The organism is uncultured Methanobrevibacter sp., assembly GCF_902788255.1.
Taxonomy (GTDB): domain Archaea; phylum Methanobacteriota; class Methanobacteria; order Methanobacteriales; family Methanobacteriaceae; genus Methanocatella.
The window spans coordinates 1-20,317 of the sequence record NZ_CADAJR010000021.1; the positions used below are offsets into that span (position 1 = coordinate 1).

General features: G+C 39.0%; 21 protein-coding genes. 2 read left to right on the forward strand and 19 right to left on the reverse strand.

The genetic code is table 11. The features are described 5' to 3' along the window. Positions 1-300: 300 nt before the first annotated feature. The 7 genes from hdrA to QZV03_RS06700 form a co-directional block, all read right to left on the reverse strand. Complete coding sequence (gene hdrA, locus QZV03_RS06670) at positions 301-2,610, reverse strand: ferredoxin:CoB-CoM heterodisulfide reductase subunit HdrA (RefSeq protein ID WP_296875137.1); 2,310 nt, start codon at positions 2,608-2,610, stop codon at positions 301-303. After that, positions 2,600-3,547, reverse strand: coding sequence for a ferredoxin:CoB-CoM heterodisulfide reductase subunit HdrB (hdrB, locus tag QZV03_RS06675; protein WP_296875140.1), 948 nt, complete (start codon positions 3,545-3,547; stop codon positions 2,600-2,602). The genes hdrA and hdrB overlap by 11 nt, the downstream gene beginning before the upstream one ends. Beyond that, positions 3,544-4,143: a ferredoxin:CoB-CoM heterodisulfide reductase subunit HdrC gene (gene hdrC / locus QZV03_RS06680; protein ID WP_296875141.1), complete on the reverse strand. Its 600-nt coding sequence runs from the start codon at positions 4,141-4,143 to the stop codon at positions 3,544-3,546. The genes hdrB and hdrC overlap by 4 nt, the downstream gene beginning before the upstream one ends. Continuing rightward, positions 4,140-5,390: a methanogenesis marker 16 metalloprotein gene (locus tag QZV03_RS06685; RefSeq protein WP_296875144.1), complete on the reverse strand. Its 1,251-nt coding sequence runs from the start codon at positions 5,388-5,390 to the stop codon at positions 4,140-4,142. The genes hdrC and QZV03_RS06685 overlap by 4 nt, the downstream gene beginning before the upstream one ends. Before the next feature lie 23 nt (positions 5,391-5,413). Then, a complete protein-coding gene (gene comA, locus QZV03_RS06690; protein ID WP_296875147.1) occupies positions 5,414-6,184 on the reverse strand; it encodes a phosphosulfolactate synthase in 771 nt (256 codons plus the stop codon). Positions 6,185-6,288: 104 nt separating this feature from the next. Continuing rightward, positions 6,289-6,576 carry a UPF0058 family protein gene (locus tag QZV03_RS06695; protein ID WP_296875149.1) on the reverse strand — a complete coding sequence of 96 codons (288 nt, stop codon included), beginning with the start codon at positions 6,574-6,576 and terminating at the stop codon, positions 6,289-6,291. Positions 6,577-6,726: 150 nt separating this feature from the next. After that, positions 6,727-7,449, reverse strand: coding sequence for a UPF0280 family protein (locus QZV03_RS06700; protein ID WP_394350679.1), 723 nt, complete (start codon positions 7,447-7,449; stop codon positions 6,727-6,729). 34 nt (positions 7,450-7,483) lie between these two features. Between QZV03_RS06700 and QZV03_RS06705 the strand changes: the two genes are divergently transcribed. Continuing rightward, positions 7,484-8,863: a 2,3-diphosphoglycerate synthetase gene (locus QZV03_RS06705; protein ID WP_296875153.1), complete on the forward strand. Its 1,380-nt coding sequence runs from the start codon at positions 7,484-7,486 to the stop codon at positions 8,861-8,863. An 11-nt stretch (positions 8,864-8,874) separates the two neighbouring features. Here QZV03_RS06705 and QZV03_RS06710 read toward each other — a convergent pair whose 3' ends face one another. The 9 genes from QZV03_RS06710 to QZV03_RS06750 form a co-directional block, all read right to left on the reverse strand. Then, complete coding sequence (locus tag QZV03_RS06710; RefSeq protein ID WP_296875155.1) at positions 8,875-9,198, reverse strand: zinc-ribbon domain-containing protein; 324 nt, start codon at positions 9,196-9,198, stop codon at positions 8,875-8,877. 3 nt (positions 9,199-9,201) lie between these two features. After that, a complete protein-coding gene (locus QZV03_RS06715) occupies positions 9,202-9,783 on the reverse strand; it encodes a hypothetical protein (protein WP_296875157.1) in 582 nt (193 codons plus the stop codon). 261 nt (positions 9,784-10,044) lie between these two features. Further along, positions 10,045-10,953 (reverse strand): SseB family protein, encoded by a 909-nt coding sequence (locus QZV03_RS06720; RefSeq protein WP_296875159.1) that lies wholly within the window; start codon positions 10,951-10,953, stop codon positions 10,045-10,047. Beyond that, positions 10,953-12,524, reverse strand: coding sequence for a helicase C-terminal domain-containing protein (locus QZV03_RS06725; protein WP_296875160.1), 1,572 nt, complete (start codon positions 12,522-12,524; stop codon positions 10,953-10,955). Before QZV03_RS06725 ends, QZV03_RS06720 begins: the two co-directional genes overlap by 1 nt. Positions 12,525-12,622: 98 nt before the next feature. Next, a complete protein-coding gene (locus QZV03_RS06730; protein WP_296875164.1) occupies positions 12,623-13,693 on the reverse strand; it encodes a zinc ribbon domain-containing protein in 1,071 nt (356 codons plus the stop codon). Between the two features lies 1 nt (position 13,694). Continuing rightward, positions 13,695-15,152 (reverse strand): AAA family ATPase, encoded by a 1,458-nt coding sequence (locus QZV03_RS06735; RefSeq protein ID WP_296875168.1) that lies wholly within the window; start codon positions 15,150-15,152, stop codon positions 13,695-13,697. A 54-nt stretch (positions 15,153-15,206) separates the two neighbouring features. After that, positions 15,207-15,626 (reverse strand): NUDIX domain-containing protein, encoded by a 420-nt coding sequence (locus QZV03_RS06740; protein WP_296875172.1) that lies wholly within the window; start codon positions 15,624-15,626, stop codon positions 15,207-15,209. A 40-nt stretch (positions 15,627-15,666) separates the two neighbouring features. Then, positions 15,667-16,665 (reverse strand): GGGtGRT protein, encoded by a 999-nt coding sequence (locus QZV03_RS06745; protein WP_296875176.1) that lies wholly within the window; start codon positions 16,663-16,665, stop codon positions 15,667-15,669. A gap of 2 nt (positions 16,666-16,667) precedes the next feature. Beyond that, on the reverse strand, positions 16,668-17,360 hold the full coding sequence (locus tag QZV03_RS06750; RefSeq protein WP_296875179.1) for an iron-sulfur cluster assembly scaffold protein: 693 nt from the start codon (positions 17,358-17,360) through the stop codon (positions 16,668-16,670). A gap of 258 nt (positions 17,361-17,618) precedes the next feature. Here QZV03_RS06750 and QZV03_RS06755 point away from each other — a divergent pair, with 258 nt between their 5' ends. Continuing rightward, positions 17,619-18,404 (forward strand): NAD(+)/NADH kinase, encoded by a 786-nt coding sequence (locus QZV03_RS06755; protein ID WP_296875181.1) that lies wholly within the window; start codon positions 17,619-17,621, stop codon positions 18,402-18,404. Here QZV03_RS06755 and QZV03_RS06760 read toward each other — a convergent pair. From QZV03_RS06760 to QZV03_RS06770, 3 genes are all read right to left on the reverse strand, one after another. After that, entirely contained in the window at positions 18,397-18,633 is a 237-nt protein-coding gene (locus QZV03_RS06760; protein ID WP_296875182.1) for a 4Fe-4S binding protein, read from the reverse strand. The two genes, QZV03_RS06755 and QZV03_RS06760, sit on opposite strands and share 8 nt — an antisense overlap. Positions 18,634-18,717: 84 nt before the next feature. Continuing rightward, positions 18,718-19,686 (reverse strand): alpha/beta hydrolase, encoded by a 969-nt coding sequence (locus QZV03_RS06765; protein WP_296875185.1) that lies wholly within the window; start codon positions 19,684-19,686, stop codon positions 18,718-18,720. A 76-nt stretch (positions 19,687-19,762) separates the two neighbouring features. After that, the gene (locus QZV03_RS06770) at positions 19,763-20,305 is read right to left on the reverse strand and encodes a flavodoxin family protein (protein ID WP_296875187.1); all 543 of its coding nucleotides are present in this window, start codon (positions 20,303-20,305) and stop codon (positions 19,763-19,765) included. Between the last annotated feature and the right edge of the window lie 12 nt (positions 20,306-20,317).

Below are 20,317 nucleotides of genomic sequence, written 5' to 3' on the forward strand. Positions count from 1 at the left end.
TGGTTCCGCGGGGATAGCCTAGAAAATACTCAATAAACGATTGAGCAATAAAAATAAAACTCTAGGAATCCTCACCTTCTATAAGGCGAGGTTGTTCAAGAAGACGCACTTTAGTTTCAGGCTCTTCAAAAATATCATGAATTTTATTATTTAAAATTCTATTTAAACCCATATTATCACCTCTAAGGGTTAAATTTGTATTATATAATTTAAAATTAGTTATTTATAAAGTTTTTCGAATGTAAGCACTCACTTGCATTTAAAAAAAAGAAAAAGAGATAATAGATGAATAATCATCTATCATAATTCGGCTTCATCCAACTCAGCAATCTTTGCATCAAATTCATTGAATTTGCGAGCAAGACCTGAGAAGTATGGAATATATACCTTTGAAAAGGTAATTCTTTCAGGGTTTTCGCCCAATTCTTCAAGTCTGTCTTTTACCCTGTTGATTTTACGTTCCACCTCATCATACATCAAATCGCCAGGGAACTCCCCGATGAACACTCCATCGGCACCGTTTTCCAATGCATATTTGATATGTCTTGGCCTTACACGGTTAACTGAGATGACCTTGATGATATGTATGGATTCAGGATAGTGAAGCCTGTTTACCCCAATATTGTCTGCAGCAGTGTATCCTATATTGTCCAAAAAGACCAGAATCATACGTTCGCCTTCCTGCTTTTTAGACAGTGCTCCCTTGATTGTGGAAATGATCTTCTCATCAATGTTACCATTTACAGTAATTGCCCTCTGTTTGCATCCAACAAGACATTTTCCGCATCCAGTACAACTCATAGGATCGATATATATCTCATCATTCTGAATGCTCATTGACTTATACTTGCATCTCTCGATACATTCACCGCAGACGGTACATTTCTCAGTGTCGATTTCCGCAATGAACGGCTCGATTTCAACACCACCATAATTGTATTCACCTACCTTTGATGCTGCGGCGGTTGCCTGCATGATTGAATCGGTTATGTCTTTTGGCTCATGGGCTGTTCCGCAGACAAATATTCCCTGAACATCTGTTGCAACAGGTTTGATTTTCGGATGGGACTCCTTGATGAAACCGTCTTCGGTTACACCAACATTAAGTATCTCCGCAATCTCCCGTGTACCCTCTGAAGGCTCCATTGCAGTGGACAACACCACCATGTCAGCCTCGATTTCAACAAACTCTCCCTTAAGAGTATCCTCTGTTCTGACTATGAAGTTGTCACCTTTCTTGACAACCTCTCCAGGACGTCCACGCAGGAACCTGACCTCATTTCCCTGGGTGTGTTTATAGTACTTTTCAAACATTCCAGGAGTCCTAACATCAGTATAGCATATCAAGACATCAGTGTCGGGATACTTGTGCTTTATGATGTTTGCATTCTTGAGAGCTACAGTGCAGCATATCTTTGAGCAGTACTTGTGTCCGTCAGGCTTTTCATCACGTGAACCCACACACTGTATCATGACTACACGCTTCGGCACTTCACCGTTGGATTTCAATAGCTTACCCTTTGTCGGACCGTTTACACCGGTGATACGTCCAAGTTCAGACTGGGTTATGACATCATCATAACGGGTGTATCCGTATTCCGGACGTTTTTCCATGTCAAAGAGCTTATGTCCTGTTGCAACCACGATTGAACCCACCTGCAGAGGAATCCTTTCAGACCTTCCCCTAAGGCGTATCGCCTTCATTGTACATGCCTTGACACATTCGCTGCATTTTGAACAGTTGTCCATATCTATCACATACGCTTCAGGATATGACTGTCCGAATGGCCTGTAGATTGCCTTTCTCATTGAAAGATTGTCATTCCAGTCATTTGGAACCTCAACCTCACATGCCTCTGCACATTTTCCGCATGCAATACATTTATCGGTATCAACATAGCGAGGGGACTGCTCCAATATCAGGTTATATGTTCCGGCACGCCTTTCAGCTTCGATGACCTTTGTGTTTGTCAACACTTCAATGTTGTCGTTCCACACAAGCTCATTCAAAATCGGATTTAAAAGACACATTCCACACTCCTCAGCTATCTTTACCGGGGAGAATACCTTACCTATCTTTGCCATGTGCCCACCGATTGAAGGGGACTGCTCTATTAATGTGACCTTGGTACCCTGTTTTGCAAGGGAAAGCGCTGCATTCATGCCCGCTATTCCTCCACCGATTACCGCAACCTCATCAGGTGTCTGGCAGTAAATAGGATCTACGGCATCAGACTGCTTTACCTTTTCGATTGATGCATTTATCAGTGTTATTGCCTTTGCGGTTGCACGCTTCTTGTCGTCATGCACCCATGAACACTGTTCACGAATATTGGCCATATCCATCAGATAAGGATTTAGAGGTTTTACATAATCCTGGAATGTTTTTTCATGGCTTATCGGTGAGCATGCCGCCACCACAACACGGTCAAGGTCATGGTCAAATATTGCATCACGTATAATTTTTCGACCATTGAGTGAGCATAGGTTCTCGAACTGCCCGATAAATTCAACATCCAGGGAGGCCCTTACTTCATCCAAATCCACAATGTCTGAAATGTTGCCTCCACATTCACATAAAAACACGCCAACTTTTAAATCATCCCTCATTTTTAACCTCCCTCAAATCCTTAATGATAGAATCTATAGGTACTGTATGTGCCTTGACACCTATTACCTTATCAAAGTCCCCGCCCATGGCAAGGGCAATGAACTGTGCAATATTCAAATGTATTGCCTTGAATTTTCTGCCTTCCCTTTTTGCAATCAAATCCTGATACCTGTCGAACTGTATATGACAATTAGGGCACAGGTGCACCATTATGTCAACATCCTCATCGGCTATTGCATTCATCTTGTCTGCAGTTGCCGTGAATGACAGTTCGGGATTTGAATACCTTTGTCTAAATCCTGTTCCACAGGTGGCCCTCTTATGGTCATACCATCCAATAGTATGACAGCCACATTCCTCAATAATCTCATCCATAATATTCGGGTCTCGCACACCACCTATTGTATCCTCATAGTGCACCTTGCAGTAGTGGCATCCGTGATGGGTTGCGATTTTGTATCCGCTTAAATCATATTTGATATTCTCTTTAATTCTGTCCTTTTTAGCATATAAGATATCAACCACATGGAAAATGTTTTCTGTCGGTTTCAAGTCATCCTTTTCATATTTGAGATGACCCAATCCATTATCATCAAACAGCTGATTGATATGCTCTCTTAAATCATCCTTCTTGTTCAAGAGTTTCACTGACTTTTTGTTGATGGCATAGCATGTCGCACACATCATGACAAGATTTGGCCTTCCGATATCTTTTGCAATACGGAAATTACGGGCTCCGATTGCTGTTGTGTCAATCTGTGAGAACACATCGGAGTAATGTCCAAGACCGGTACAGCAGGTCTGTTTTGGAGATATCTCATAGTCAACACCCAGCTTGTCAAATACAAATTTTGTAGATGCCTCAACACCAGGATATTCAACGCTTACAAGACAACTTCTAAAAAGAAGAATATTGCTATCTGGAACATCCTTCATTTTCCTTCCTCCTCGCTTTGCCTTATCTTTTCGATTTTATCCTTAAAACCAGTGATTGTTAAAATCTTACTTACCTCATCTATTACTTCCTCATCAGGCATCAGTGGAGGATCAAGCTCCAGTTCCCGCCTGATTTCATCAAGGTTCTGTCTGAAGTCCCACCATCCATCAACGTCACGGTCAATGTCCGGGAAGAACCTTTCAGGAATTGCACCGATTGCGGCTGTAAAATATGAATCTGCAAAACCGAGATATTCATACAGCTTTTCATAACCGATTTCAGAGGATATTGCAATCTGCTTCAGGATTTGGTTTACCTCACATACACTGTTTCCAACAGGACATACGCTGTGACAGGTATAGCAGTAGAAACAGTTCCAGATATTGTCATCCGCAAGAATTGTCTCATCACCTTCAAGAACTCTCTCCATGATGTCTCTTGGATTGTAATTTGAGTGTCTTGCGGCAGGACATGTTGATGTGCACATTCCACACTGCACGCATTTCAATACACCTTCATCCTTGGAGTTTTTAACATCCTCTATGATTTTTTCTGCAAAATCAATTGGGGAATCGGTAATCTTTTGAGTGGTCATAATATAAATTCCCTGTTTTCAATTTGTTGTTTAAGCTTTAAAGACAACTTGTTTGCCCTTAACCTGTCTGATTGTCTGCAGATGATTGGCAGACTTACATCCTCATTATTGATATTCAAGTCCACACTACCTGTTTTCATGTCAAATGCATCATTCCTGCAGTAGTTTGCACACATTCCGCATCCAAAACAGTAGACAAGGTTAAATTTCCTGTCCCTGAAGGCATTAGTAGGGCATACGCTTTCAACGATACAATCATCACAGTTACTGCATTTGTCACTGTCATACTTTGGCCTTAAATCGTTGCCGTCCCACATGCAGGCGTAGTTGGTATTGTCCAACGGCAAATGACGTCCCTTGATGTCTGCAACAGGAAGGTCAATCATGTCATCGGTTACTAGCAGGTTTTTGTATATTTCCTCCGAAAGAACAGGTATCGGTATTGCAACAGTGTCGTAGATTTCTCCGCCCTGACCAGTCTTGAATCCTCCAAGGTAATATGGATCCATTTCAAACAGGTCTGCTGAAAGCATGAGGTTTGGCTTTTCAGCACTGGACCTTGTTCCGTCACCCAGAACATACCCTTGAGCTCCGTTTACAAGAACCCTGCAACCTTCCCTGATTACATTGTGAGGGATATCGTTTTGAAGTGGGTTTAAATCACCGCAGCCTGAAAATGTCAGTCCCCTGAGGTTTCCTTCAAGAGGTATTGCCGCAAATATTGATTTTACTGATTCCTTGTTTGGGTTTGTAAATGCAGTATAATTCTTGAATGCCATACGCGCACCTATAATCTGTCCACGTGTAATGTCATCTTTTGTTATTGTATTTTCGATTGTTTTTCCTTCGGCGCTTTCCACCCTTACATCAATAGATTTTCCTTCTAAAAGATCCTTTAAAAGAAATCCTCCGCCGTAATTTTCATCATATATCGAATGGGCAGTACCGTGAAGTATCACATCCACAGATCCCAACCATTCGTTTGGACATGGTCCCGCATATGCAGGAACCCCGTTCAGGTACACCTCATTTGCCCTTATGAACTCTCCAGGAGGAGAGACGATAAAGTTAAGTATTGCAGCGGTTCCGCTCATTACACCACAGGTTCCTGCGGTTACAACATCAACCTCATCAAAGTCAGGTGCATCATCCTTTTTAATCAGCTTTTTGAATTCTTCAGCCGTGTAGATATTGGCTTCGCCATTATTGATTTTTTCATTTATTTGGCTGATGGTTTTAGTTTTCATATGCTACTCTCCATTAATCTAAATCATATTTTTCCTACAGTATCTCCCCTTAAACCTCTTCTTAAGGTTTCAAGTGAAGTTATATCATCAGTTGAAACGTTACCAAGGTTAACAGTGTTTCCCAACTTCAATATGAAAAATACCTGCTGGTCCTTGTTCGGAGCCTCCCAGAGGAGTTTGCTGCCGTCAAAGTTGTCAAGTATATAGTCAATTTCATCTTCCTTTGCGTTTCCGGACTTGTCAAATATTCCAATGTTTTTTCCGCCTTCCCTGGCTTCTACAATAATCAGTGATGAACCGGCATCCAGCTCTTCCTGCATATATTCTATTCTTTCGTCAAGTGTAAGTTCCTTGTCAAGATTAGGGTCCTTTTTCCCAACTTCGGACAGCACCTCAAATCCTTCATCCCTGGCCATTTCTATGCATTCAACTTTTCTGTCATGAGGAATCTGTATTGACCCGTCGGATATCTCAATTGCATTAAAGCCCAAATTGTGTGCTTCTTCAAAGTATTCATTGAGCTTGTCATTCATGTAGGCCAACTCAAACAAGGTTCCTCCAGTGTATGGGGTTATGTCATGGGACTGGTACATACTGACCTTTTTTCTGATAATATCCTGTTCATGCACGATTGATGTTCCCCATCCAAATTTAAGATAGTCAACATACTCACCGGATATTTCCATTAGGCTTTCTGCGGTTTCAAGACCTAATCCTTTGTCCAAAACCATTGTTATTCCACATTCTCTTGGTTTTTCCTGTCTTTTTATAGATAAAAATTCAAAAGATTTCAAAATATCACACGTGTTAATTTTTATTATATAATTAATTATTAAAATATTGAATATAAATATTATTAAAATTTGTGTAAAAAAAAGTATAAAAAAATTTTTGAAAATTATTCGGCATGAAGCTCAGCTTCTGATCTTTTAACTAAATCAGAAAGTGAGTTGCGAACATTTTCAGGAATTGGATTATCTTCCCTATCAGCAATTATCTCAGAGATAATTTTGCATAAAACAAATATCGCATGCTTATGTTCAGCTTTTGTCTTATGAATGTGATGGGGACTAATTTTGAGGGAGATATATTCACTACAGTCATTTTTTATTTGGTCATCTTCAGCTAAATATTTTAAAACATATACTAAAAATTGGTGCATTTGTATCATTTCGTCTTTATACATAGATATCTAACCCTTATTTAACTAATTTCAGTTAGTTAAAAATTAACTCCTTAATTATATACATTAATATTATATATTAATCATATTTAAATCTTGCATTCAAAAATTTATTACATATATGGCTTATCAAGTTAAATTAAATTTAATCAACTATCTTTTAATATTAACATCAAAATTTTGTGTCTCGATTATATTCGGAAGCTTTCCGACGGTTCCAACATTGTCATCCGAAATGACAAGAACACCTTGGAATAGGTCCCGGTAGTTTTCAGCACACTCCAACGCATGATAAACCTTATCCTCACTGGTCATGCCATTGACCTCATTGGCAATTCTTGTTGCAAGACCATCCGCCAGGGAAGGGGAGTTTGAAATGACAGTTACACTATCCGATTGGCCGAAACTGATTGAATGACCGATTTTTCCGGAGGATGTGCAGATTCCAAGAGGACTTTTTCTTTTTTTAATCTCGAATGCAATCTCATTTCCCAAAACATCATTGTTAGAATATATTCCGCACAGAACCTTGCGGGAGTTAATAAGTGCAATGTCACCACCGTTTTCAACAATTGAATGTACGGAACCATTGGAAATCAGATAATTAAGGGACAACTCAGAAATCGTTCCGGCAACGCATGCCATCGGACCTACATCGGCAAGACAGGAAGACTCATGCATTCTTCCTACAATCAAGGGCAGATTCTCACCATCCAATTTTACAGGTTCCATTGAAATCAGAAAATCATCATTTCCTAAAATGTAGTTTTTAAGATCCCTTCTTATTGAAAGAATATATGCGTACAAATCATGATTTGCCAAATCTGTCGTCAATCGGATATGAGTTTCTCCAATGTTAATTTCCATAATAATAATTAAACTTTTAATTTATTAAAAATATACTATACTTATGAAATCCCTAACCAAAATGCTATGTTTAGTTGACGGCGAACATTACCTGCCGGTCACACAGCAAGCGATAGATACATTGAATAATTTGGAACACATTGATATTAGAGGTGCAGTATTCATTGGAGGAACTGAAAAGCTCAGAGACGATTCAGAAGAGTCATACTCCGAAAAGCTGGGAATGCCCGTTCAGTTTGCAAAGGACAAGGACATACCTTATGATATCATTGTGGAAATGATTAGAAAATATGAAATCGATACAGTATTCGACTTAAGCGATGAACCTATACTCGATTATCCCAAAAGGTTCAAGATAGCATGCAAGGTTTTAAATGAAGGAATAAGCTATGAAGGCCCCGACTTCAAATTTGAGCCTACAACACAGTATGAAATTATGGAAAAGCCATCATTGACAATTCTCGGTACAGGAAAAAGAATAGGAAAAACCGCTGTTTCAGGTTTTGTATCCAGATTGATTGATAAAAACGGCTATGAACCATGTGTAGTTGCAATGGGAAGGGGTGGACCTGAAGAGCCTGAAATCGTACATGGGGAAGAGCTGGAAATAAATGCAGAATTCCTTCTAGAACAGTCCGAAAAGGGAGTCCATGCTGCAAGTGACCATTGGGAAGACGCTCTTATGAGCAGGATTCTAACCATAGGATGTCGCCGCTGTGGTGGAGGAATGGCGGGTGAGGTATTCATGACCAACATGAAAAAGGGTGCCCGTCTGGCCAATGAGGTTGAGTCCAAATTTGCAATATTTGAGGGAAGCGGAGCTGCAATACCTCCAATTAAAACAAACAAGAAAATAGCATTGATCGGTGCAAACCAACCGATAGAAAATCTTACAACATACTTTGGACCATATAGGGTTGGTCTTGGAGATCTTGTAATACTGACAATGTGTGAAGAGCCAATGTGTTCAGATGAAAAGGTTAAAGAAATAGAAGAGTTTGTAAATGATGTAAATCCAGATGCCGTCGTAATCTCAACAGTATTCAGGCCAAAACCATTGGATGACATTACCGGCAAAAAGGTATTGTTTGCAACCACCGCACCTGAAGATGTCAAGGACAAACTTGTGGAATATCTTGAAAGCAACTACAACTGTGAAGTTGTTGGTACAACAGCACACCTTTCCAACAGACCGCTTTTACGTGAGGATATGCAGAAATATATGGACAAGGCTGATGTCATGCTGACCGAGCTTAAGGCAGCTGCAGTGGATGTTGCAACCAAGGATGCAATTGCACACGGTCTTGAAGTGGTATACTGCGACAACATCCCGGTACCTATCAATGACTCATATCCTGATTTATCACAGTCAGTAATCAATCTGGTTGACTCAGCAATTGATGATTTTAACAAATCATCATAATTTTTCTTTTTTTAACGAATCAACATGAATGAAATGAACCAGACTATCGCCGCAACTATAATAACATATTTACCGTGCTTTTTGGCATTCTGTGAGTCGTTTCTGGTAATCAAATAGATTCCAACAATGAATCCGAATAATGGTATCAGAACAGCTAAAACATAACCAACTATAACTGCTGCTTTATGGTCATTTTCAACAACCGGAACCTGAAAACTTTGAGATGTGTTAACATCTTGAGGATTTTCAATATTTTCCAAATTCTTTCCGCAATTTTTACAGAACTTGGCATTATCAACCAATTCTTCACCGCAAGAGGGACAATATTTTGACATAATCTATTCTCCATTATCGTTCTCAAATAATTTTTCAATCAATTGCTCATCGTTTCTATAGAAGTTAAGTTTCAGAATTCTTTGCAATGTATCCGGCGCACCCAAGAGTTCCATCATCTGATCCCATGGAATGAAAACCTTTTTTGCACCCTGCTCATGACATATCTGCAAAGTTTTTGGCAAGTTTCCTTTACTTGAGTTGGTGAGTATTACTGTTCCATCATCAATGCTTTCATTTCGGCCAATGGATTCATTAGAAATTTTTTCCACTGCACTAAAATTGGTAGTTACCTCCCCACCCATTAAATTATCAATGACTCCTTCATTATTTTCAATACTATACCTGTAGATGTCACCGTCCATGAAATATACTTCCCCAACTGCAATCTCATTATCCAATAGATTTTCAAATTCTTCAAATTTATCTTCCACTTCAGGAGTATCATCCTCAAATTCAGGATACACATACCCTGACCTATCAGCATAGTCGGCTTCTCCTGCAATGATTTTTAAAAGACGGATGATTTCCTTGTTTTGATTTTCTATACTTTTGTTGATTCTAATTAACTCTGATAATTCTGACATAGTAATTAATATAAAAAAAGTAACTATTAAAATTTTGTAAAGAACCCCATTTCGTCACCATCACATCTTAAAAAAATTGTACCTAAAAAAAGAATTGAATGGGGTTCTTTAGTCACTACTCGAGAATCGTGGGATTGTCACCGACACAATCCCATATAGTAATTTAAATCTTATAGAATATATATTTTACCATATGAAGCCAGTACAATATTGCTTTTAACTTGTAAAATACAAATTGACTTCAATTTTGATATTGAGTTGTTATTCATCAATTAAAAACATGTAATATATTGTATCTGAGAGTTTCTCATCATGGGCAAATTTTTCAAAACCGAGAGAATATCTCAAAAGTGTGACCCTTGGAATCAACACGTCATCGCTTCCCGGATTTAGGACTATGCCCTCCATGTCTTCAGAAAGAACAAAATTTACAAGCATCGCAAGGTTTACAACCTGAGAATATTTGAACTTGTCTGTTTCAACTATTTTCATCTTTTCCTCACTGGAAAATATTGTGGCATAAACCCCTCCAACATTATCGGTATACATCTGTGCCAATGGTCCTGAATCCATCATGGAAATGACTCCCTCCTTGGCCTTTGAGGATAAGTCGATATCAGATACCATCATTGTCAATGGCCTTGAGTTTGCAAGCACTTCGAACAATGCCTCATAGTTTCCAACATTTTGTCTGTTAGCAATGAAACTTTCCAGGGCATCATTTTTGGAATTTTTCAAACCTTTCAGCTCCTCTATGCTGTAGGTATTGGTTGAATAGAAATTGGTCTTTGGTATATTTTTTATTTTAAGGATGAATTCCTTGGTAAAAACATACTTCTCGGTTGCAGGATTTAGGATATAACCTTCAATATCTGTGGTGTGGAGAATATTCTGGTATAGCTCGAATGAATTCTGCATAAGTTCAATGCTGTCCTCATCCTTGAAAAACTTCTTGAATTCATCAGGATCTGTGAATAATGGTGTCAGTTTCAGTCCATTGTCATCTTCATAAATGATAAAATTCAGACTGAATTCATCCCTTTTTGCAGGAATATACAGGTTTGAGTATCTAAACTCATTAATTAATCTCAATGTCAGCTCTTCAGTCAGTTCGTTATTGTTGGAGTAGATATCTTCAATCACTACCCTCAAGTGTTTATGGTTTGTCATCAAGAAGTATTTTGTTCGATTAAATATTTAAATGAATCTGGCATGAACTTGTCGGATTTAATGAATTGCCTTATTCTCGAATCGATAAAATAGGTGATGCAGTAATCATCCTCAAATCTCATCCCCCTTCCATAGGTCTGGACCAGTGCAAGGGATGTCTTATAGTTATACCAATCCTCATCCGCATTCGCCCTTAATCTGATCTGCTTGTCCCTCAAATCAGGATACGGCAATTTGTATATGATCTGAAAACGGCACAAGTCCCCCGGAAGGTCAACACCCTCATTCATCGATGGAGATATTAAGACTAATGGATCCTTAGAGTCCTTAAAATCCTTTAATACTTCAGCACGGTTTTGAGTATTGTGCTCAATCAGACGTGAATCGTTCAAATTGTCAACGATAAAATCCTTACATGTGGTGCTGACCGTATGAATCATGCCCTTTTCATCCCCATGATTGTCTAGAATCTTTTCTATGACATTCAATGTCTTCGGAGCATTATCCCTGATTGTCTTATGGGACAGGTCATACTCCTCAAATGTCTTGATTGGATTTCTGTTTAAGTCGAATGGGCTTTTGCGCCTGATTGCATATACTTCACTTTCACTGATTCCCAGACATTTTGAAAAGAACTTGTAGTCAAGTATTGTCGCACTCATGAAAATGCAAACGTCCGCATATTCAAATAGCGTATTCTGCGCATAGTTATCGACTTTGAGAGGCTTGAATTCCAGTATCTCATAATCAGTGTTGTAGTCAAAAACCCAACTGTACGGATCATAGGTGATGTTTTCAATAAATCTGTTGCAGTCGCTTATCCTTTGTTTGATATATGATATCTTCTCTATTAGATGTGGTTTTGAAACATTTATTATCTTATCCAGTTCCTTTTGAAAGTTGTCATTAATCTCCTGGATAAACAGAAGCCACACGTCATAGTCCCCATTGTCCAGTTCGTATATCAGTTCGTCTTCAATGTCAAGCTTAAGGTAGTGCTTCAGGTCGGCAATGGAAAATTCAAGTTTCAGCTGGCTCATCAGCACATTTTCCAGGTTATGTGCCTCGTCAAATATCATCAGTTCCCTTCTGGTAAAATCATTAACATAATTAAGCTCCAAAAACATGTAATGATAATTTGAAATTACGGTTTTTGAGTTTAAAGCCTTGAATTTCTGGATATAATAATCACAGTCCGTTTTTGGGTTTTCACATGGATCGGCTTCAAGTATGCATTTTCCATCATCACAGGTCAATGACATATCCCTTCGGCATCTGAAGTTTTTCCTGCCCTTTACAAGACTCATATTGGTGAAATCCTCAAGATACTGGTCCTGCAGCTGTTTTGTGACAGTCAGTATATATGATGAATCATATATTGATGATAATGTTGCAGCTATAGCGGACTTGCCAGTACCTGTCCCCGCTTCGAGAATGATATATTTATAGCCCCTGTTTATTGCATCGATTATCTCTGAAATGGTTTCCAGCTGGTCATCTCTCGGATTTTTAAACGGGAAATTCCTTTGGGCCACAGGACTTATTTTTGAATAATTGCTATACTGCCACATTGTTTGATAGTTTAATAGTTAATATATATTTAAAAATTGTGAGAGAGCATTTGAAAACTAAACTCCCTTTAAAAAAATAATGATGATAACAAAAGCCATCATTGCTCATAGTCTTTTACTGAATCAATCAGATTGTCCATGTCATTAATCAGATTGTCGACATCATCCTTATTGGACAGATTGTTATTCAGTATCAATTCGTTAGACAAATCATCCAGCTTTTCAATGATTGACTTTAAAATATCTATTTTTGTTTCAACCTCGCCGGCAATTCTTGGTGAATACTCATCTGCAAGGTTTATCATCGTATATGCTGAATCAGAATGTTTTTTAAACAACTCGCTTGACTTATCCACTCCACTGATGAAACGTGTATATGTCAGTTGAGGCGGTTCAAATCTTTTTTCAATCAAATCACGTGCGGACTTTTCCTTGGAAGCGAACTTGCCATTTAAATCATCCAGCTGTGAGAGATATCCGACATATTCCGGAATAACCTGTGGATTTGAGCTTGCGGTTTCAACCTTTTTGACTTCCTTAACCTTTTTGGGCTTGACTTTCTTTTCGGGCAGTTCATGTTGGGATGTATCGGACAATGTCAACTTGTGTATGAGAAAACCCAAGACAAACACTGGAATTTCAAAAAGAAGTGCAAGCAATATTGCTGAAAAGACCACCAATGTGTTAAATGTGGTCAAACCCAAGCCAAATACCAATAGAAATACTGCAAATGAAAATATTTTGGTTTTGGATAAAATATATCCTCCTGTCCTGTCCTGCCAATAGAACAGTAAATGTTTTAGATCCTGAATCAGGCCGTAGTCATTGTATCTGATCTTATTGAATGAGGGTTCCCCAAGGAACTTGTGGATTGCAAAACCTAACAGGTATGTTGCCAATGCAAAGATTAATGTTATTACCACAAATATTGGAGGTGCACCCGAAAATAGCCACATTAAAAAGAAAAATGCAAACACGCTTATTGAAGCTATCTTTGTTTTGGACAATACGCTACCTCCAGAATATTGCCAATAAAATGCCTTATGGACAATATTATCATTTGGAGTTGTAACTTCGTACTTGTTTCTAAATGTCTTGTTTTTGCAGTATGGACAGAACTTTGCATCATCATTTACTGTCTTTCCGCAGTTTTCGCATATTTTTGACATGTTAATCCTCAACTAAAAAATCTTCATATGTTAATGTATTTAATTCCTCATCAGTTATATCCTTTTGCGGTGCCAGACGATTGGCCTGTGAGGTAATTACCTCTTCAAAGAAATTCCGAACGGCCCTTCCGTTAGCGAAATTGGCAGGCTTGTGTTCATACATTTTTGTGAAATACTGGTGCGCGTAGTCATCTGCGGCATCATCAAGACTCAGGTTAGCCCCTTCGCACATGAGCATGAATATGTCATAGAGCTCATCGGCATTGTAATCCTCAAAGAATATGAACTTGTTGAACCTTGACTCCAGACCTGGATTTGAATGAAGGAACCTGTCCATGAGTTCCGGATATCCGGCTACTATGACAATCAAATCATCACGATTGTCCTCCATGGCCTTCAATATCGTATCTATAGCTTCCTTGCCGTAGTCATTTTCGGAAGATGATGCAAGGGAATATGCCTCATCGATAAAGAGTATTCCGCCCATTGCCTGGTCTATTACATCCTTTGTTTTAATTGCGGTCTGTCCCACATATCCGCCTACAAGGCCTGACCTGTCGGTTTCAATCAGATGTCCCTTGGAGAGAAGTCCGATTTCATGATATATCTTTGACAGAAGTCTTGCAACTGTTGTCTTACCTGTTCCAGGATTTCCACTGAAAACCAGATGAAGACTCATTGGAGGCTGTTTTATTCCACGGTCTTTTCTGAGTTTTCTAATCTGCACGAGATTGATCAATGAGTTTACATCCTTTTTGACCTTTTCAAGACCGACAAGCCTGTTCAGCTCATCAAGATATTCATCGATTGAGTGGTGTTCCTCCTCCTCTTTCGGTTGTGTGATGTTTTTAGGAAGCTGATAGGTCATGCCGTCATCTTCAACGAGATAATCTCCCAAGGCGTTTTCCAAATCATCAATGTACTTATTATATTTGTCAAGCACTTCCGGATTGAGTTCACCGTCAACAGTTATGAAGAACTTGCCCAGGAACTTATACGAGTTGAATAGTTCATTGCAGGACTTTACGGCATACATGTCAAACTCCTGTGCAAACAGGTCCAGTTCATGCAGACACTCAAATGACAGCGGCAAATCATCGGGAGTGCTGTCTGAAAGACTCTGCAAATCATCAATTGAGTAGTTCGCATCAAGCAAATCATTGATAAATGTCAATTCGTTGTCGGTGATTTTTCCATCACCCCAACTGAGATATGTGAAATATTTAAACAGGTCATCAAGAACTATGACATTTAGGGATGCATCCTGTGATTTAATCTGTGGACAATAATCCTTTACCAAATCAATGTCCAAAGTCTTTATCAGAAAAGTCAAGTTAGCCAAATGATTTTTAAAAAAATCCATGTTAAGCTTTTTGGTTTTGCTGTTGCAGCTTGGACAGATGTCCTTTGAATTGTCCAGAACTTTTCCACATTTTGTACAGATTGTCCACTCTAACATACTATCAGATTAATATTTAATATCATTGATTATATAAATTGTGTTTAAGTTATCTTAATTTTTTCCAAATGCATTGGCCGCAGCAGGAGTCAGCAAGCCATTCTCAATCATTTCATCAATTTCATCCCAGCTGAACCATCCGTAGTCGTCATGTTCCCTGCTGATTGTTATCTCATCGCTTTGGCAAGTGACTTTCATTATAAGCTGGATTGACTTTACCTCCTCTGAGGTCTTGCATGCGGTATAGTCATTTCTTACAACATTATGCAATGATTTGATGTCTATTTCAAGGCCGGTTTCCTCAAGGTATTCCCTTTTGAGGGCCTCATCGAAATATTCACATTTCTTGACCTTTCCGCCTGGAATCTCCCATTTGTTTGCATCATGTGATGAGCGTGAACGGACCTTCAAAAGCAGTACCTTGCCGTCAAGTTCACAGATTCCCCTAACGGTCAATCCCCACATTGTTGACATTATTATGACTCCTAAAAAAAAGAAAAGGGAAATGATTCCCTTATTTCATTGCCTTTTCAACGGCAACTGCCACAGCTACGGAAGCACCTACCATCGGATTGTTGCCCATACCAATAAGTCCCATCATTTCAACGTGGGCAGGTACTGATGATGATCCGGCAAACTGCGCATCGGAGTGCATTCTACCTAATGTATCTGTCATACCATAGGATGCAGGTCCTGCCGCCATGTTGTCAGGGTGAAGTGTCCTTCCTGTTCCTCCACCTGAAGCTACTGAGAAGTATTTTTTACCCTGAAGGAGACATTCCTTCTTGTAGGTTCCGGCTACAGGGTGTTGGAAACGTGTAGGGTTTGTTGAATTACCGGTAATAGATACGTCAACCCCTTCAAGATGCATGATAGCCACTCCTTCACGCACATCATCGGCACCGTAGCATCTGACTTTTGCACGTTCACCGTCGGAGTATGCCTTTTCCTTGACGACTTTCACTTCACCAGTGAAATAGTCAAATTCGGTTTCAACATGTGTGAATCCGTTGATTCTTGAAATTATGAGTGCGGCATCCTTACCAAGACCGTTTAGTATAACCCTTAAAGGTTTTTCACGCACTTCATTAGCTGAGTTTGCAATTCCTATTGCACCTTCTGCAGCCGCAAAACTTTCATGGCCTGCAAGAAATGCGAAACATTCACTTTCATCACTTAAAAGCATTGATGCAAGGTTTCCGTGACCTAATCCCACTTGCCTGTCATCAGCCACACTTCCAGGTATGCAGAATGCCTGAAGTCCTTCACCGATAGCCTTTGCGGCATCGGAAGCTTTTGTGCATCCTTGTTTAATGGCTATTGCAGCGCCTAATGTATATGCCCAGCATGCATTTTCAAAACATATTGGCTGAACGCCCTTAACGATTTCATACGGGTCAAACCCTTTGTCGAGACAAATCTGTTTTGCTTCTTCAAGGTCCTTGATACCATATTTCTCAAGTACTGGAGTGATCTGGTCGATTCTTCTTTCATAACTTTCAAATAAACTCATGCTTATTCACTCCTTGGATCTATTTTTTTGACTGCATCATCAAATCTTCCGTACTGACCGGTTGCCTTTTCAATGGCTTCCATCGGGTCAACACCCTCTTTGATTGCATCCAACATGACTCCCAGGTTTATGTATTTGTAACCTATGATTTCATTATCTTCATCAAGTCCGATTTCTGTGATGTAACCTTCTGTAAGTTCAAGGTATCTCGGACCTTTAGCCTTGGTGGAGTATATTGTTCCCACCTGACTTCTGTGGCCTTTACCTAAATCTTCAAGACCCGCACCGATTTGAAGTCCTCCTTCAGAGAATGCTGACTGGGTTCTTCCGTAAACGATTTGCAGGAAGAGTTCACGCATTGCGGTGTTGATTGCATCACACACAAGGTCGGTGTTCAATGCCTCAAGGATTGTCTTTCCAACAAGTATCTCACCGGCCATAGCTGCTGAGTGTGTCATACCTGAGCATCCCAGGGTTTCAACCAGTGCCTCTTCAATAATTCCATCCTTAACGTTTAATGTCAGTTTGCAGCATCCTTGCTGTGGAGCGCACCATCCGATACCGTGGGTAAAACCGGAAATGTCACTTACTTCCTTTGCTTTAACCCATTTTCCCTCTTCAGGAATTGGAGCAGGGTCGTGATTTGCACCTTTTCTAACAGGACACATATTTTCAATTTCAGTTGAATATATCATCTTTTTTCTCCAAAATTTATTGTTGATTAAATATATTTGTTTTTTAATTAATGTATTTTTGCAAAAATATATGGATTTCAACCATTTTGAATATTCTAATGTGGATGAGTCAATTCACAATAATTGTTTTTTATTTCTGTTGTCGATATTTTAAAGATGCTTTTTAAATAATTGAAATCATTATTCAATCATGTCAAATTATCCCTTCTGCTTTTAAGGATTATGCAAGAAAAATATTTTAGTGATGCAGTCCAAATTATGATTATGAAAATATTCATCAAAACCGACAATTATAAAGAAATTGCCCTGAAAACAAGAGATGACTTAATCAGACATGCCAATGACTTGGATATTGAGGTTACAAATGAAATCGGTGATGCCGACATAATCTTTTCCATTGGCGGTGACGGAACATTTCTAAAGACCGCAAGATTATCCGACAAGCCAATAGTGGGAATTAATACCGGTACACTGGGCTATCTTACCGAAGTTAATCCTGAGGATATCAGATTGATTTTGAAAAATATTATTGAGGGTGAATATTACATTGAAGACAGGATGATGCTTGAGGGAGAAATAATCAGAAATAACGGAGAAATCATTGAAATTCCCGAATCATTGAATGAGATAGCAATTTCTAAAAACATTTCCGGCGTCGTGAGGTTTGATGCAATAGTTGATGGCAAGCTTATAAACTCATATACAGCAGACGGGATTCTGGTCTGCACACCAACCGGCTCAACAGCATATAACCTCTCATGCGGAGGACCTATCGTTGATCCGACAGCTGAGATAATAACATTAACACCAATTGCTCCCCATACCGTAATAAACAGAAGCATAATATTGTCAGACAATTCTACAATAGAAATTAAAATAAACGAACTTAGGGATGACACCACATCCTATGTTCTATATGACGGCATAGCAATTGAGGTATTCAGTGATGATACAATAAAAATTAAAAAATCAGATAAGATTACCAGAATAATCAAGTTTGAAAACAGAAGTTTCATCGATACAATACGTGAAAAAATCAGTTGACTGTAATGCAGTCACTCGGACATATTGCAACGCAAACCCTGCAGCTTTTGCACACCTGCGCATCACGAACGGACATCACATCATCAGCAAGCATCAACACATTGTTCGGACATGCAACTGAGCATTTTTCACATCCGTCACAGTCATCAACGTTAATGTCGATGTGACATTCCTCGACAACATCCTCTTTTTGCTTTTTTCCTCTTTTGAAAAATGAACCTAAACCCATAATGATATTTTGAACTTCATTGCTTATTATCATTTGGTTTTGGTTTGATAATCATTAAATGTTTTTAAAAAAAAAAGAAGAACTTTATAAATTTTTATTATAAAATTCAATAATTTTGTCAAATGGAATGATGTCCATATCATCATAGAGGTCTGTGTGAACAGCTTCAGGGATGATCATCAGTTCCTTGTTGTCACCTGTCAGTTTCTCAAACTCATCTTTTGAGAAATAGCATGAGTGTGCCTTTTCCCCATGGATGATTAAAACAGCAGACCTGATTTCATCGGAATATGCAATTATAGGCTGTGATATGAATGACATTGTACCTATTGCTGTCCATCCGTCATTGGAGTTGAGTGAACGTTTGTGATAACCCCTTTCGGTTTTATAGTAGTCATAATAGTCCTTTACAAAGAATGGCGCATCATCAGGAAGTGGATCGACTACACCCCCACCCATGGCATACTCGCCGTTTTTAAAGTCTTCGGTTCTCTGATTGTTGAGCATTACTTTCATTTCATATCTTGCATCCGCACTGTCTGCCTCGTCAAAATATCCTTTTGCGTTGATACGGGTCATGTTGTACATTGTTGAGGTTACAGTAGCCTTGATACGGGTGTCCAAGCTAGCCGCATTTAATGCCATTCCTCCCCATCCGCAGATACCGAGGATTCCAACCCTTTCTGCATCGACTTCATCGTTGGTGACCAAAAAGTCAACAGCAGCCTGGAAATCTTCTGTGTTGATGTCGGGAGATGCCATGTATCTTGGAAAACCTCCGCTTTCACCGGTGAATGACGGGTCAAAAGCTATTGTCAAAAATCCGTTTTCTGCAAGTTTTTGTGCATATAGTCCTGATGACTGTTCCTTGACTGCACCGAATGGACCGCAAACCGCAATTGCAGGCAATTTGTCTTCAGCTTCCAATGGTTTGTATAAATCAGCAGCCAATGTTATTCCGTATCTGTTGGTGAAAGTTACCTTTTCATGGTGTACTTTTTCTGATTTGGGAAATACCTTATCCCATTCGCTGGTTAAATTTAATTCTGACATAGTTAAGACTTTGTTAAAAATAGTATATAAAACTGTTGTAGTTTACAACAAAAAAGTAAAAAAAAAGTATTAGGTTTTAGAATTTTAAACCTAACTCGTATGCTTCTTTAAGTTTGTTTTCTTGTTCTTCTGCAACGATACCTGCAGGTCCTGCTGAACCGGCATCAACATGGCCAAGTACTTCATATCCGACGAATGCAAATGGTGAAGCTTTAGTCAGTTCAATGTACTGTCCATATGTTCCTTCAGGTTGGTTTTCAGTGAAAATCAATGCAGCCTTACCTGATAGGGATTCATCATTGAATTTTCCGATTTTATAGAAACGGTCAATGATAAGTTTACCTTGTGCAGTCATTTGACCATAGTAGATAGGTGTTGCAAATATTACACCGTCAGCATCGAGTAATGCCTGAATAATTTCATTACCGTCATCTTTACGGATACATTCAGGGTTTTCAGCACAGTGCATGCATGCCTTACATGGTGCAATGTCACATTTTTCAAGGTAGTATTTTACTACTTCCCCGCCGTTTTCCTCAATACCTTTAATCATTTCATCCATTAATACATCACAGTTTCCACCTTTACGTGGACTTGCTTGAAGTGCGATAATTTTCATTTTAAAATCTCT